The sequence below is a fragment of the Bradyrhizobium sp. USDA 4541 genome (genome assembly GCF_024171085.1).
GTDB lineage: Bacteria > Pseudomonadota > Alphaproteobacteria > Rhizobiales > Xanthobacteraceae > Bradyrhizobium > Bradyrhizobium australafricanum.
The window spans coordinates 8,528,090-8,541,569 of the sequence record NZ_JALJZF010000001.1 but is presented as its reverse complement, the minus strand read 5'-3'; the positions used below and the strand labels follow the sequence as shown (position 1 = coordinate 8,541,569).

Annotated in this window: 14 protein-coding genes and 1 pseudogene; 11 read left to right on the top strand and 4 right to left on the bottom strand. The window is 57.3% G+C overall.

The window, feature by feature from the left end; all coding sequences use genetic code 11:
* Window positions 1-361 precede the first annotated feature (361 nt).
* The 6 genes from J2R80_RS40645 (at window position 362) to J2R80_RS40620 (ending at window position 5,095) form a co-directional block, all read left to right on the top strand.
* The gene (locus J2R80_RS40645; RefSeq protein ID WP_253640666.1) at window positions 362-775 is read left to right on the top strand and encodes a hypothetical protein; all 414 of its coding nucleotides are present in this window, start codon (window positions 362-364) and stop codon (window positions 773-775) included.
* 283 nt (window positions 776-1,058) lie between these two features.
* Window positions 1,059-1,814: a hypothetical protein gene (locus tag J2R80_RS40640; protein WP_253640665.1), complete on the top strand. Its 756-nt coding sequence runs from the start codon at window positions 1,059-1,061 to the stop codon at window positions 1,812-1,814.
* 200 nt (window positions 1,815-2,014) lie between these two features.
* Window positions 2,015-2,212, top strand: coding sequence for a hypothetical protein (locus tag J2R80_RS40635; protein ID WP_253640664.1), 198 nt, complete (start codon window positions 2,015-2,017; stop codon window positions 2,210-2,212).
* 158 nt (window positions 2,213-2,370) lie between these two features.
* Window positions 2,371-3,042 carry a hypothetical protein gene (locus J2R80_RS40630; RefSeq protein ID WP_253640663.1) on the top strand — a complete coding sequence of 224 codons (672 nt, stop codon included), beginning with the start codon at window positions 2,371-2,373 and terminating at the stop codon, window positions 3,040-3,042.
* Between the two features lie 21 nt (window positions 3,043-3,063).
* Window positions 3,064-4,554, top strand: a complete 1,491-nt coding sequence (locus J2R80_RS40625) for a DUF6035 family protein (RefSeq protein ID WP_253640662.1) — start codon at window positions 3,064-3,066, stop codon at window positions 4,552-4,554.
* Window positions 4,555-4,609: 55 nt separating this feature from the next.
* Window positions 4,610-5,095 (top strand): hypothetical protein, encoded by a 486-nt coding sequence (locus J2R80_RS40620; protein ID WP_253640661.1) that lies wholly within the window; start codon window positions 4,610-4,612, stop codon window positions 5,093-5,095.
* 47 nt (window positions 5,096-5,142) lie between these two features.
* Here the strand turns inward: J2R80_RS40620 and J2R80_RS40615 are convergent, their stop codons facing one another.
* Entirely contained in the window at window positions 5,143-5,664 is a 522-nt protein-coding gene (locus J2R80_RS40615) for a DUF2130 domain-containing protein (RefSeq protein ID WP_253640660.1), read from the bottom strand.
* A 170-nt stretch (window positions 5,665-5,834) separates the two neighbouring features.
* Between J2R80_RS40615 and J2R80_RS43370 the strand changes: the two are divergent.
* Window positions 5,835-6,002 (top strand): annotated as a pseudogene (locus J2R80_RS43370) (recombinase family protein); the annotation flags it as partial.
* An 18-nt stretch (window positions 6,003-6,020) separates the two neighbouring features.
* Here J2R80_RS43370 and J2R80_RS40605 read toward each other — a convergent pair.
* Window positions 6,021-7,121, bottom strand: coding sequence for a Fic family protein (locus J2R80_RS40605; RefSeq protein ID WP_253641084.1), 1,101 nt, complete (start codon window positions 7,119-7,121; stop codon window positions 6,021-6,023).
* 380 nt (window positions 7,122-7,501) lie between these two features.
* Here J2R80_RS40605 and J2R80_RS40600 point away from each other — a divergent pair, with 380 nt between their 5' ends.
* Window positions 7,502-8,911, top strand: coding sequence for a DUF2130 domain-containing protein (locus tag J2R80_RS40600; RefSeq protein ID WP_253640659.1), 1,410 nt, complete (start codon window positions 7,502-7,504; stop codon window positions 8,909-8,911).
* 381 nt (window positions 8,912-9,292) lie between these two features.
* Here the strand turns inward: J2R80_RS40600 and J2R80_RS40595 are convergent, their stop codons facing one another.
* Together J2R80_RS40595 and J2R80_RS40590 are read right to left on the bottom strand one after the other, a co-directional pair.
* Window positions 9,293-9,751, bottom strand: coding sequence for a hypothetical protein (locus J2R80_RS40595; protein ID WP_253640658.1), 459 nt, complete (start codon window positions 9,749-9,751; stop codon window positions 9,293-9,295).
* A complete protein-coding gene (locus J2R80_RS40590; RefSeq protein WP_253640657.1) occupies window positions 9,708-10,013 on the bottom strand; it encodes a UvrD-helicase domain-containing protein in 306 nt (101 codons plus the stop codon). Before J2R80_RS40590 ends, J2R80_RS40595 begins: the two co-directional genes overlap by 44 nt.
* A 75-nt stretch (window positions 10,014-10,088) precedes the next feature.
* Here J2R80_RS40590 and J2R80_RS43580 point away from each other — a divergent pair, with 75 nt between their 5' ends.
* The 3 genes from J2R80_RS43580 (at window position 10,089) to J2R80_RS40580 (ending at window position 13,479) form a co-directional block, all read left to right on the top strand.
* The gene (locus J2R80_RS43580; protein WP_375162635.1) at window positions 10,089-10,484 is read left to right on the top strand and encodes a type IV toxin-antitoxin system AbiEi family antitoxin domain-containing protein; all 396 of its coding nucleotides are present in this window, start codon (window positions 10,089-10,091) and stop codon (window positions 10,482-10,484) included.
* Window positions 10,481-10,708 (top strand): hypothetical protein, encoded by a 228-nt coding sequence (locus J2R80_RS43575; protein WP_309143790.1) that lies wholly within the window; start codon window positions 10,481-10,483, stop codon window positions 10,706-10,708. Before J2R80_RS43580 ends, J2R80_RS43575 begins: the two co-directional genes overlap by 4 nt.
* A gap of 647 nt (window positions 10,709-11,355) precedes the next feature.
* Window positions 11,356-13,479: a prolyl oligopeptidase family protein gene (locus J2R80_RS40580; protein WP_253640656.1), complete on the top strand. Its 2,124-nt coding sequence runs from the start codon at window positions 11,356-11,358 to the stop codon at window positions 13,477-13,479.
* Window position 13,480: the final 1 nt, after the last annotated feature.

The following is a 13,480-nucleotide window of genomic DNA, read 5'->3' as shown; positions in this document are numbered from 1 at the left end:
ATATCCTCGGTGCCATGAATAGTCCGAACCGTACACTCCTGCCCAGCGGGCCAGGAGGTGTACGCCGCGCATGTCCTTGTAGCAACTTGCTGCACCGGCCGACGCAAAGCTTGTGCTGTCGATTCTAAAACGAGCTCACCGAGGCGAGTCCGTCCGTTATGGACGATACGAGCCTGCGGCGTGCTGATAGCGTGCCCGCTCGAGGACCGCTCGCGCATGAGCCGGCGAGCGATTTCAGGACGCCGGCGCTCGTAGTTAGCCAATATAGTTGAGGTTAACGGCGCCATGCTGTTGACGACGTTTCCCTGATCTTGAACCATTGGACGGGAACTGCGCACACAGCCCATCGGAGACACGGCAAGTGTCCTTCCAGCTGACCGTCCTGAAAGTGCTGGCCGGTCAGCCCACCGGGCGGGCCTCTGTTGCCGAAGTCCGACGCGCCGTGGAGATCCTGATGAACAGCGGCCGCGACTGGACCGATCGCATGAAGCGGTTGGCCGAACATGCCCCGGATCTGAATATCTTTTCGGCGAAGTTTGTCATTCGTGACGCTCTCGGCTGGGAAATCACGCAAGAGGGGCGGCAATTCCTCTCTGCGCTCGAAAAAGCGGTCGCCGATCAAAGAGAGCGGCCCCAATCAACCATCGATCCCTCGTCCAACGAACTCCATGCGCATGCGTTGGATGCCGCTAAGCCACATACTGCTCCCTGCGATCGCCGTCGCAGGTCGCGGCGGCGCCGCAGGAAGGCCCGGTCTGATCGGCGTACAGCATGAAGTGGCTTGACGCCAACTATCACCCGTCCCCTACCCAAGATGGGTGCGGCATTTGACCCGTAGTGCTGAGGAGATGCGACAAACAAGTTTGAGGCGGCGTAACATGCGGGTACGTGATGGGCGAGCGGAAGCGAAGGCGAGAAGCGGTTTTAAACGGCCCCGTCCGTGCGGTTCGCAGAAGACCGCCCGCCATTGCTGCTTTAACGGCAAAGACTGGCACAAGCCCGCCGCCACTCTCGGGCTAAGGTCGCTTCCGCCGTCATCGAGTGTCGCCAAGTGTTACATGAAGGAATTAGGGTCTTGTGTTGCCCCAATATCCGGCGAACACATCATCTCAGAGTCGGTCATCCGGGTGTTAAAAGGGGACGGTGAATTCTCGGTTGCCGGCCTGCCATGGCTTACGCCGGACGAGACCAAGATACTGGCGTCCCAAAGCCTGCGGACCAACTGCCTTTGCACCAAGCACAACAGCGCGCTGCATCCGCTCGACGATGCGGCACAGTATTTCTTTGCGTCGCTGAAATCGTATCTTGAGCACGACGCGGGAAAGAGGCATGCCCTGGTGTCGGGGCACGACATTGAGCGCTGGCTGTTGAAAACCGCCAAAGCGGCTGCCGTCTCGAAGAATCTTGCAAGGGGGCGGGAGCGGCTTTCCGGCACGTTCTCGCGGGACGCGGCGATACTGGACATGCTCGACGACCCGCGTCACTGGCCCGACGGGGCCGGGCTCTATTGTGTAATGAACACGGGCGATACGCTGCTGAACCAGTCGCGCTTTCAGTTGCAGCCACTCACCAATGCGCAAGACGATATCGAAGCTCTGGCGCTCAGCATCATGGGCTTGGTTTTTGTGTTGCTGCTCGAACCGCTCGATGTCAGCAAGCATCCCTTCTTACAGGGGGCAAAGTACCGACCAGCCAGAATTGTCATATCGTATCCGACCTCCACCAACTGGCTTACGATGAGCTCGGAAGACGGGAAAGCCCACGAGGTGCTGACGATGCAGCACGTGCGGAATGTGCCAGCCGGTGCTCGCTGACGTATTCAGCGGCGGGTGTTGGAAAATCTTGTATATAGCGGGGATAAAGTTTCATAACCCACTGGAAGAACTGACGAAAACCGGGATTCGCACAGCTGCCTGTGGGAAACGTGCATAACCGATTATGTGCGTTGCGGATCAGCTCCGAAACCCCGACATAGGAATCCCACCGGCTCTCAAGGTTTTCAATGGAGAGCTGTATGTCCGACCATCAACTGAAATTCAAAGGTCCCGGCTTCGACTTCGACGCCAAGGGATGGCAGGCGATAGTCGCGGCCATCCTCATCGTCGGTATCGTGGCGTGGCTGGCACTAGCGTATCCAGCCGACGCTGGTTGGCGCGTGTTCCCTGGTCGGAGAAGTGGGACGTATTGGCCGCACTGGCACGGTTCGCATTGAAGCGTATCAGAGCCGGGGCACGACGGACATCGCCATGGCATTGACCCTTAAGCGCGGCTATCGCCAGAATATGTTCTTGCGAGTAATAGTAGGGCGGACATACTCGCTATAGTTGATACAGCTTTGCCTATTACGAAGGCTCGCGGGGCCTGCAATCTATGAGTCCTTTTGCCAATAACCTCTTATTCCTGGGCATACTTGCCGCTTTCCTCATCCCTGCCAAGAAGTGGACCGAGATGAACCCACACAGGATCGAAGACGGTCCATCGTGGGGCATGGCGACGGTCAGCGCATTTTACACGATGGTCCTATTTGCGATCGCACTTATTTCTGAAGCACGAGAATACTCTATAGCAGCTGCATTCTTCGGCTCTTTCGCATTTGGCTCCGCAATAGATGGCTGCTTTCTGACCCAATTTAAGCGAAGCCCCGAAGAGGTTCCCAATGCGCTGCTTCGATGGTGGACCAGTAAGTTCGACGGAGCAGCGGACGGCCTGTTTAAGTCAGTTTTCGTTTTACCGGCGGGGTGGCTGATCTCTCACCTCACTCCACTAAACGGCCGGTTCTGGTCAGCAGTCATCCTGGCGATAGTACTGGATTCTGCCAAAACCGGGGTCGCCATGTTGGCCCTTCATGACGATGCGGCAGCTTTGCTGCGAACGACGCGGGAGCGGACGCTCATCCGTGGTAGCATCCTGCTCACCATGATCGTGGGTATCGCCAGCCTCTTGTTTTGGCTCGGTCTCGCACGACCGTTTGTCGAGAGTTGGTCGCATGAATGGACGAGCATTATGGGCTTCCTAGTGGGAATCATCTTTCACTCCCTATAGGCAGCTTGGATTAGTGAAGTCGTGGCCAGCCAGATCATTGAACCATATTACGAGCGAATCGGCCAAGCTTGTCGTCTGTTCGACCTCCTGCCTGGGCACCCGCCAATGACCTTTAAGGGCCATAACGTCACCATCGAACCGCGCTCTTTCGCGGCGCCAGTGAATGACCCGGAGATCGCAGAGGTTATCGACCTCAATTCAGGTGAGGTACAGCGCGCAACAACGTTCATAGCGTCGCACCGCTACAGCGAATTGGTGGAAGCGCGTGTCGCCATGCGCGAGGGGATGAAGAAGGGGCAGCCACGGCATCTTTGCGCGATTTGCGGTACGCCAGTGCACCTAGTCGCCAACATGCGCAAGCGCTTCTTCTTCCGCCATAAGACGGAAGATGGCTCATGCCCCGCGATAACACGGAGTAGTTTGAGCGAAGAGGAAATCCGCGCGCGAAAGTATCACGGTCTGCGCGAAAGCGAAGCGCACAAGCGTATCAAGCGGCTCATTGAACGCAGTTTGCGGGCAGATCCGGCATTCGATACAGAGACCATAGTACAAGAGAAACGTTGGAGTGTGTCCCATGATCCTCGGACGTGGCGCAAGCCAGACGTGCAGGCGACCTCGACCGAAGGGCGGTTTGCCTTTGAGGCGCAGCTTTCGACGACCTTTCTGGACGTGGTAGTCAGCCGTCGGATGTTCTATCGCGATGTTAGCGCGCACCTGATCTGGATTTTGGGAAGTTTCTCGGAAGACTACAGGCGTATGACCACTGATGACCTGCTTTTCTCCAATAATTCAAACGTGTTTGTCGTCAACGAGGAAACGGCTCGCTTATCAGAGCAAACCAAGCAGTTTCACCTGCGATGCCACTACCGCGTTCCGTTCTGCAATGCCGGCTCCGTCAGTGACAAGTGGCAGGAAGCCGTGGTGCCTTTTAGCGCGGTCAAGAAGGAGATCGAGCGGCAACGCGCCTACTATTTCGATTATGAGGCGGAGGAAGCAAAGTGCTTTGACCAGCAATTGCGTGATGAAGTCATTGCCTATTGGGCGGTGAATATGACTCGGCAGATGGAGGGAAGGCCGGAACATCAGGATCGCTGGCTCGCAATCAAGGCCAAGCTCGCTGAGCACGACGTCGTCGTACCCGATCGACCTGCATGGAATAATAGCTTCAGAGGTATGATGCATGCCGTCTTGAGCGGCCTGAAGGGGCATGGCGTGGGATGGCAGTTTGATACGTTGATCCAGTGCGCCCACCAGACTGCCGAAAAGCATCCGGAGAGCATGCTGGCGTTTGCCTTTGCTGTCGAGGTGGCGGGTCACAAGGAGTTGCTGAAAAGCCAAGATACGACTGGGAAGTGGGCTTCACGGTGCGAGGTGATGCGTACCAAATTGCGCAATGGAGATCCAAAGTACGCGCCGCCTCACGAATGGATGCCTGCGCTATCGTTTTTGTTTCCTGAAGTCGGTGCACGCTTAGCCAATTACGTGCGGCGCAGCGGCTTATCAACGAGTTAGCTCGGCATCATCGTGGGATCGCATTTACGATTATGCGAATGATCTGGCATACCTCATGACCGTGCCGACAGGAGGTTCCCCGTCTGAAACCGAGGTGAGTGGAGCGGACTATGATGCACTCCGCGTACTCATCGACTGCATGGAGAAGACGCCACGGCTATCTCACGAAGAGCTCGTTGGTTTGTCCGCCAACCAGCGTGCCGTTATCGCGCGAATGCGTGCGAGCGGCGAAAGCTGGAATCAAGCCTCGTCCGGGCCCCCTTTCCTTTCGCTGAGCGAAGGCGAATTCAGGCACCACCTGAAGGCAATCGATAACAATCTCGGAGAGCAGACGGCCATTATTGCCGATGCATTTTCCAGGTACCTGAAGATGGGCGAAGTCCCGGCGCCGCACTATCCCTGGCGCATTGCAATCATTCTACGGCGCGAAAAGAGATTGGATTTAGAGAAACAGTTCCTTGCCGCGTGGTGCGGGCACTTCTCCGGCGGAAATGGTGTGCGGTACGCACAACTGGTCGATCGACTCCGAAAACTGACATAAGCATCTGCGATTAGCCGTGTGGCCCCGGAGCACCAGCTGCTGCAGTGCTATCCTAGCTTTCTCTCCAGTTCGCTGTCGTTTTCCAGCAAGGGCACCTCCAAACTTGGAATCTCTGGCATGGCTTTCCCAGCTATGGCCTGAAGGTCGCCGACCATTCCCACCGTGGATTCGATGACGGCCAGTATCTGGGTCTCCCGCTTGGCCCCCTGGCGTCCCATAAATTTGCGTTCCTTGTCGAGATCTTCGCGCATGTCGTTGAACTTCTCGACTACGGCGTCGATACGCTGCCGAAACGTCGTTCCCGTCAGGTAGTGGTAGACACGCTCCAAGTTGGTCTGCTGACCTTGTTGGACGAGACGCGAGGTGCTCACGTCGAGGTGCGTATTCCAGGGATGGTGATCAAAGCGACGAGCCGGATGGCCGATCACGATTGGATTCTTTTCGAACTGGCTTCGGGCGGCTATGGCTGCTTTGCAGTCCAAAGCACTCGAAGCCGCCAAGTCCGTAACGGCCGTGAAGTTTATAGATGCCAACGAGCGTTCAGCGCTTCGCGAGAACGATGAGCTCATCCCAACACTCGAGGAGGAGTTCGAATCGGATCAGGATGACTCGGACGACGATGAATGATGTGTGAGTCACTGGCGAGCTTGTTGCACAAGTCAAAAACTTGCAACACTGGTAGTCATCAGTCTTCGTAACCGCTTTGACTGTTGCATCAGTCTGCTGCAAATTACAGACAGTGAAACACGGCTACGCCCGCGTATCGACCTCCGAGCAGGATCATTCTGGGCAAGTCGACGCTCTAAAGGCTGCCGGCGCCGTCAAGGTCTTCAGTGAAAAGATGAGCGGTATGAGGGCCGATCGGCCACAGCTCGCCCGTGCCTTCGCCGCGCTGGACCAAGGTGACGTGCTGGTGGTTATAGTCTCATGCTGGCGCTTCGGTGCCTTGATTGAGAATGTCGAGGTAGCGGACGTAGGCGTATATCCGCCGCCTCTGCTTGGCGGTGATTTCGCGGACGATGCCGAGTTTTTCCAGATGCTCCATCGCCTTGGCGACAGTAGGCTTCGAAAGACCAAGTTCTTTTGTCGTCGCCGGCACCGATAGAAGTGGGCGCTTCTGCAGAAGCTGATGCACACGCAGCGTCGATGCCGCAGGCCGGCCAAGCGCGGATATGGCGCGCCGGTCCTTTTCAAACAGCTCCAATAGCTGGCGCGCGGTTTCGGTTGCCTGGGTCGCGGTTTCGATCACGCCTTCAAGGAAGAAGGATATCCAGCTTTCCCAATCGCCGGTCTCGCGGACTCGTTGAAGCAGCTCGTAATAGCGTTTTCGATAAGTTTTGAAATAGAGGCTGAGATAGAGCACAGGCTCTTTGAGGGCACCCGCTTCACAAAGAAGGAATGTGATGAGCAGGCGGCCGAGACGGCCGTTGCCGTCTAGGAATGGGTGAATGGTTTCAAATTGAACGTGCGCCAAAGCGGCTTTAATGAGAAGAGGAATGCCCTGATGCTCCGCATGAAGGAAGCGCTCCAGCTCATCAAGGCATTGCATGACGAGATGTGGGGGAGGGGGCACAAACGTTGCGTTGCCGGGTCGCGTTCCACCGATCCAGTTCTGGGATTGCCGAAACTCGCCTGGCTGTTTGGTGCTTCCGCGTCCGTTGCGGAGCAGTACGCCGTGAATCTCTCTGATCAGCCGCAGCGACAGAGGAAAATTATCTGTGCGCAGGCGGCCCAGGCCGTGGTTGAGGGCGGCCACGTAGCTCGACACTTCCTCGACATCGTCGATCGGAGCGTGGGGAAGTTCATCGGCTTCGAAGAGCAGGAGGTCGGAAAGCGAGGACTGCGTGCCTTCGATCTGGGACGACAGGACCGCTTCCTTCTGAACGTACATGTAGATGAAAAGTGGCGGGGCTGGTAGAACGGTGGTCACGCCGTCCAGGCGGCCTAAGGCGGCCGTCGCCCGATCCAGCAGCTCGACGATCTTGACCAGGTCAATGGGCGGAACCGGCGGGAGAGGGGGCGGCATGAAGGCGCGCACGACCTCGCCCCCTACGGCGCTTTCGATGAAAGTACCCAGCCGGGTTCCGGTCGCATTAACCAAGAAAGCTATCCTTTCCTTACGATTCGTGTAAGTAAAGGATAATGGGTTTTCCTTTCCTTAGGTAGGATGGAGCCCTCCGTTTGGGCAGCTTTTCTCCCCTACGCCCGCCAAACCAACTCGCCCGATCGGAAAAACCGGGGAAAATGCCCGGAAACGTTGCGCATTGCTTGACCGTCCAAAGCGGCAAGTTCTAATTTTGTTCTCATGCGCAAGGGAGCCTATCAGAAAGCCGATCAGCCAGGTTGGGCCGGCTTCCCCCAAGCTTTCTAGACAACAGCAGCCGCCCCAACCCTTCGGACAGGAAAATGCACGAGATCATCTGTCCCCACTGTGAAAAGGCCTTCAAAGTCGACGAATCCGGCTATGCCGAGATTCTGAAGCAGGTCCGTGACGGCGATTTTGAGAAACAACTGCACGAACGGCTGGAGTTGGCCGAGCGGGAAAAGCAGAACGCTGTGGAATTGGCCAAGGCCAAGGTCAGCAGCGATTTGCAGAAGACCGCGGCCGCCAAGGATGCCGAAATCCAGGAGCTGAAGTCCAAGCTTGAGGCGAGTGAGGTTACTCAGAAGCTCGCCGTCACCGAAGCCCTTAGTGCAGTGGAAAAAGAGCGTGACACGCTAGCGAACGCGCTCGCGCAAGCTGAATGCGAGAAGAAAGCTTCCTCAGAGCTTGCTGAGGCCCTTTTGGCCAGCGAGCTGCACAAAGTCTCCGCCGCCAAGGAAGAGGAAATCCGAGAGCTGAAGGCCAAGCTCCAAGGCGTCGAGCTTGAGAAAAAGCTCGCCGTGACCGAGGCCGTCGGCACGATCGAAAAGGAGCGCGATGAGCTGAAAAACGGCATCAAGCAGGTACAGCTTGAAAAGCAGCTCTCTGAACAGTCGCTCAAGGACAAGTACGAAACGCAGCTCAAGGATCGCGATGACGCGATCGAACGGCTAAAGGATATGAAGGCCCGCCTGTCGACCAAGATGGTTGGCGAGGCCCTCGAACAGCACTGCGAGACCGAGTTCAACCGGGTGCGATCGATGGCCTTTCCACGAGCGTATTTCGAGAAAGACAACGACGCGCGGACCGGCAGCAAGGGTGATTACATCTTTCGGGACTCGGACGAGGCCGGCAGCGAAATCATCTCGATCATGTTCGAGATGAAGAACGAGAGCGATAAAACCGCGACGAAGAGCAAGAATGAAGATTTTCTGAAGGAGCTCGACCGGGATCGCAATGAGAAGGGCTGCGAATATGCTATCCTGGTCTCACTGCTCGAACCTGACAGCGAACTCTACAACGCGGGCATCGTCGACGTCTTCCATCGCTATCCGAAGATGTATGTCATCCGGCCGCAGTTCTTTCTACCCATGATCACGCTTCTGCGGAACGCTTCTCTCAACTCACTGAAGTACAGGACGGAGCTGGCGCTCGTTAAGGCGCAGAACATCGACATCACACAGTTTGAAAACCAGCTTGAGACGTTCAAGAACGGGTTCGCCAAGAACTACGATCTTGCCTCCAGGCACTTCCAGACGGCGATCACTGAGATCGATAAGTCCATTGATCATCTCCAGAAAACAAAGGATGCGCTGATCGGCGCGGACCGCAACTTGCGCCTTGCGAACGACAAGGCGCAAGACGTGACGATTAAGAAGCTGACCCGGTCTAACCCGACGATGGCCGCGAAGTTCGCGGAGCTTAAAAACCAGGCCGCTGAAGCCGCCGAGTGAGGCGCGCCATCTGACGCAGACCTCACGGTTCGGCGCGTACGATTTTATCTCGTCCAACGCCCCTTCTCTAGCGCGAGGATAATACAAGGAGTTTGTTGGAAGCCCTTGTCAGGGCAACATAGAGATGGCGTGTAGGCAAGGCTCCGTGATCGAGTACGATCGCTGAGTGTGACTGCAAGCCCTTTAGCAGCAAGGTGCTTCCGATAGATTTTTGAAAAAGAGCCCGGGGCACAAAGCGACGTCTGTTTCTGATGATATCGGCGCTAGCTTGAATTTCGCTGAATGCTTGACAGCGAGACAGCGTTTGAGTGGTAGCCTCGAAAGGCTCCGGCCGAAACAGCCGTGTAGCTCTTCTTGCTCGGAGCGACATTAGGACTTGTATTAGGCCATTCGGCGAGGGGTCTGATAAGAAAGAAAGGGCAGCTTGCTCTCAGGATCGTTCCTAGCACGGCCACTCAGCAGGCTTTCCACTCGTTGTGACAGAACGGTCCCACGAACCGACGTTATGACCGCTTCCGCATGCCGGATGGCTAAATTCACGATCTTCTTGGGATCATCGGACGCGTCCACCACCTCGTTGCAGAACTGTTGAAGGTCCGGCAGATCAGATCTTTCCACCATCGTGACTCCCGGATGCCGTCGAGCGAAATCGCGTCGCACGGCCATCGCAGGCGAATTCTCAATGATGAATAACTTTTCGCCTCTTGCTAATCTCATGTGGGACAAAGCGTCTTGTTCCCCCTCGATTTGATCGTCTGTGTGCGTTTTCAGCGTAACATGCGCTCTTGGGCATCCATCAAAATTGACCGACTGAGCATTTTCGATGGCTTGCCTGATCATGCAGCCATTCTCCGAGTTTCCGGCAGCCAGCTCTCTCCCACCTCTCCGGTTTGGTTAGCCGGTCTAAGGGTGAAAATGCCTTTTCGACAAGAGACCAGTCGACCAGCTCCTCCCCAAACTCAAAGATGGCCTGCAGATGATCGCCATAAACCCGAACGGGCAGCCGCAGGTCGATCGCCGTGACAAGCTGGTGCTGGAGGAGGTCGCAGTCTTGGTATTCATCAACGAGTATAGGAACCATCAGGACGTCGAATAACGACAATCTGCTCTGCTGATAGCTCGCGAACGACAACGGGAGAGTGTGTTGTAATAAACGTCTGGTTCTTTTGGCCGGACTTTGAACCAAGCACATACAGCAGTTGAACGATGCGGTATTGGGCGCCCTTCCGAGCTTGCCACGGCAGGCTTCACGGCGGCGACAATTGCCCGCATGAAGCAAAAGGACCTTGTCGTTCAACTTGGACGTGGGCTCTACCAACTGCCGGACGCTTCCACAGATACGTATCACTCGCTCGCCGAGGCGGCCAAGCGCGTACCTAAAGGGGTCGTCGCCCTGATTTCCGCGCTCGCTTTTCACGATCTGACCGATACCATCCCCTCTATGGTCTGGCTCGCCATCGGCCCCAAGGATCGGCAACCGCGTCTGACCCATCCACCCATGCAGTTCGTTCGCTTCAGTCCGGAGCGGCTTCAGGAACGTGTCGAGACACATATCATCGAGGGGGCCCGGTGAAGATCTTCAGCCCGGTCAAGACCGTCGTCGATCTTTTCCGCTATCGGCGGAGCGCCGGGACACGCTATCGTCACAGCACCGGGCTCAATCTCGCGCTCGACGGCCTGCGCGAAGTGCTGCGTACCCGCAAGGCCAAGCCTGCCGAGATCGCGGCGTTCGCGCGGAAGGCCGGGGTGTGGAAACCGATGCAACCCTATATCGATGCGATGACCGCCAATGGCTAGCGTTGTGTCGACAGGCAGGCGAGCGTCTGGCTGATGTGGCCAAAGTCAGAATGCGCTTTGCGATATCGGACACCGGCCTTGCGCATACGTGGCGATCGCTGAACGTAGGGATGGCAGTTCAAGAACGAATTGCGTCTGGATCAATAAGACGAGCGAAAAGGCGGGCTCGCTTCCATTTTCCAGGAGATCCTCTTACTGGCGCCAGCGCATCGCTTCGCGGTAGGCCGAACTATGGCGCGTTCAACTCAGCAAAGGCGGGGTCCCGAACGCGCCAACACTCCGGCGGCTAACAGCTTGCCTCGTCTATCCGAACGCAAGCGAGAAGCGGCCCGCCGCGATATCGCACTTCCGATGTGGTTTCCGTGGTCGAACCAGCGGCCACAAAGGGCAGGAAAGGCTTTCTGATTCCGAATCGTTGCCCGGCGGACACCTGATTGTCAGCTCCAGACCCAATGTCGGGAAGCTGACCTGGCGATGCGGTACGACGCGTCAGAAACCGCTGTTTTCCAGACGGCATGCTGCTTGCACAGTCGAGGTCCGGCGGCGCGACATAGTGCGTGCACGCTCGCAACACGAATTTCGCGACTGTCACCCAGTCGCAAGAACCTGCGGGCTCGCCTTGTGCGTGCCCGTCCGAGGATAAGACAATGAAAAAGTCCGTTCTGCACGCCGGGTTGTTCTCGATCATATGTCTGACAGTCGCGCTGCTCCACGGGCAGTCCGGTGCGACGCCGACGGACGATCCGTTCCTCTGGCTCGAAGAGGCCGAGGGACCGCGCGCATTGGCCTGGGCGCAGGCCGAGAACGAAAAGACGATCGGCTCGCTGCAGTCGGATCCTCGCTATGATCGCTTTTATCGGGACGCCCTAACCATCCTCCAGGAAAAACACCGGATTCCGTACGTTTCGCTGGGAAGACAAGGTCTAGAAAATTTCTGGCGGGACGAGAGCCATGTGCGCGGCATCTGGCGGCGCACCACCCTTGAGAGCTATCGCAGGGAGGATCCCCGATGGGAGACCATCCTGGACATCGATGCGCTCGCTGCCGCCGAGAACAAGAACTGGGTCTACAAGGGACGCAGCTGCTTTGGGAGCCGCTGCCTCGTCAAACTTTCCGATGGTGGCAAGGACGCCGTGTCCATACGCGAGTTCGATCGTGACGCCAAAAGCTTTGTTACAGGTGGATTCGAGCTGCCAGAGGGCAAGCAGAGCGTCAGCTGGCTCGATCGTGACAGTGTCCTTGTTGCACGTGATTGGGGCGAGGGGACCACGACCGAGGCTGGCTACGCTTTCGTATTGAAGGAACTCAAGCGCGCTCAGCCGCTCGATCAGGCGCGCGAAGTCTTTCGTGGCCAGCGCACCGACTTCGAAATCGTGCCATTGGTGCTTGGTGAAGGGCGGATCCATGTGACCGGCGTCGCCCGTCGGATCAACGGATTCGAGCGCCAGTATGTGCTGTTCGGGCCCGCGGGGCCGATCGAGCTCGATCTGCCGAAGAAGTCGGCGATCGTCGGCATCGCGAGTGGCCGCCTGCTTGTGAAACTGGACGAAGACTGGATGCGCCGCGGCGAGACCAGCTTCAAGGCCGGCTCAATGATCTCGTATGACTTGGCCGAATGGAAGCAGGATCCGCTGCGGGCCAAACCATCTGTCGTTTTCCAGCCCAATTGCCGCCAGGCACTCCGCGGATTTGGCAGCAGCAGGAATTTCCTGGTGCTGACGATTTTGGACAATGTTCAAAGCAAGGCATTCCTATACAGGTACGATCAGGGCAGATGGCATGCCAAGCCGATCCCGCTGCCGGAGAATGCGAGCGTCAGCCTAGCAGCCGTTTCCCAGCAAGCGGACGAGATGATGTTTAGCGTCTCTGACTATCTCGCGCCAACGTCGCTTTGGTACTTTGATGCCGAAAGCAAACGGCTCGAGCTCTTGAAGACAGCACCTGCGGCGTTCGACGCATCGAAGCATGTCGTCGAGCAGTTCAAGGCAACTTCGCGCGATGGTACGCGGATTCCGTACTTCCTGGTGCGACCAAGGAGCGCAAGATTCGACGGGTCAATCCCGACGTTGCTCTATGGTTATGGCGGGTTTCAGGTTCCGCTTCTCCCTTCCTACGCAGGAACTGTAGGTCGGCTATGGCTCGAGCAGGGGAATGCGTATGTTGTTGCCAACCTGCGCGGAGGCGGCGAGTTCGGTCCACCATGGCACGAGGCTGGCCAGGGGGCAACGAAGCAAAAGACATGGGATGATTTCATCGCGGTCGCCGACGATCTGATCCGCCGGAAAGTCACAAGTCCGCGCCGGCTCGGCGTGATCGGCAGCAGTCAAGGGGGCCTGCTGGTCGGCGCCGCAATGACCCAGCGCCCCGACCTTTTCAACGCGGCGATCATACGGGTGCCGTTGTTCGACATGCTCCGATTCACCCACTTGGGCGCCGGCGCGTCCTGGACGGCCGAGTATGGCGATCCGGCCATTCCCGAACAACGAGAGTGGATCGAAGGCTACTCGCCCTATCAAAAGCTGGTACCGGGCAAGAGCTACCCGGAGCCTTTCATTTTCACCTCCACCAAGGACGATCGCGTGCATCCTGCGCACGGTCGCAAGGCCGCCGCAAAGCTTGCTGCGCTTGGCCAACCTTACTTTTACTTTGAGAACTTCGATGGGGGCCACAGCGCCGCGGCCAATCTCATCGAACATGCGCGCCGGCTGGCTCTGGAATATACATACGCATCCAGGCGGCTTTCCCCCGAGCCACCAGGAGCCGCACCCTAAG

What these genes read in the sequence shown, in the direction of transcription:
- J2R80_RS40640 (WP_253640665.1), top strand. Translation starts at nt 1,059, where the DNA reads ATGAAGGAATTAGGGTCTTGTGTTGCCCCAATATCCGGCGAACACATC.
- J2R80_RS40600 (WP_253640659.1), top strand. Translation starts at nt 7,502, where the DNA reads ATGCACGAGATCATCTGTCCCCACTGTGAAAAGGCCTTCAAAGTCGAC.
- J2R80_RS40620 (WP_253640661.1), top strand. Translation starts at nt 4,610, where the DNA reads ATGACCGTGCCGACAGGAGGTTCCCCGTCTGAAACCGAGGTGAGTGGA.
- J2R80_RS40630 (WP_253640663.1), top strand. Translation starts at nt 2,371, where the DNA reads ATGAGTCCTTTTGCCAATAACCTCTTATTCCTGGGCATACTTGCCGCT.
- J2R80_RS40635 (WP_253640664.1), top strand. Translation starts at nt 2,015, where the DNA reads ATGTCCGACCATCAACTGAAATTCAAAGGTCCCGGCTTCGACTTCGAC.
- J2R80_RS40580 (WP_253640656.1), top strand. Translation starts at nt 11,356, where the DNA reads ATGAAAAAGTCCGTTCTGCACGCCGGGTTGTTCTCGATCATATGTCTG.
- J2R80_RS40615 (WP_253640660.1), bottom strand. Translation starts at nt 5,664, where the DNA reads ATGAGCTCATCGTTCTCGCGAAGCGCTGAACGCTCGTTGGCATCTATA.
- J2R80_RS40595 (WP_253640658.1), bottom strand. Translation starts at nt 9,751, where the DNA reads ATGATCAGGCAAGCCATCGAAAATGCTCAGTCGGTCAATTTTGATGGA.
- J2R80_RS40605 (WP_253641084.1), bottom strand. Translation starts at nt 7,121, where the DNA reads ATGCCGCCCCCTCTCCCGCCGGTTCCGCCCATTGACCTGGTCAAGATC.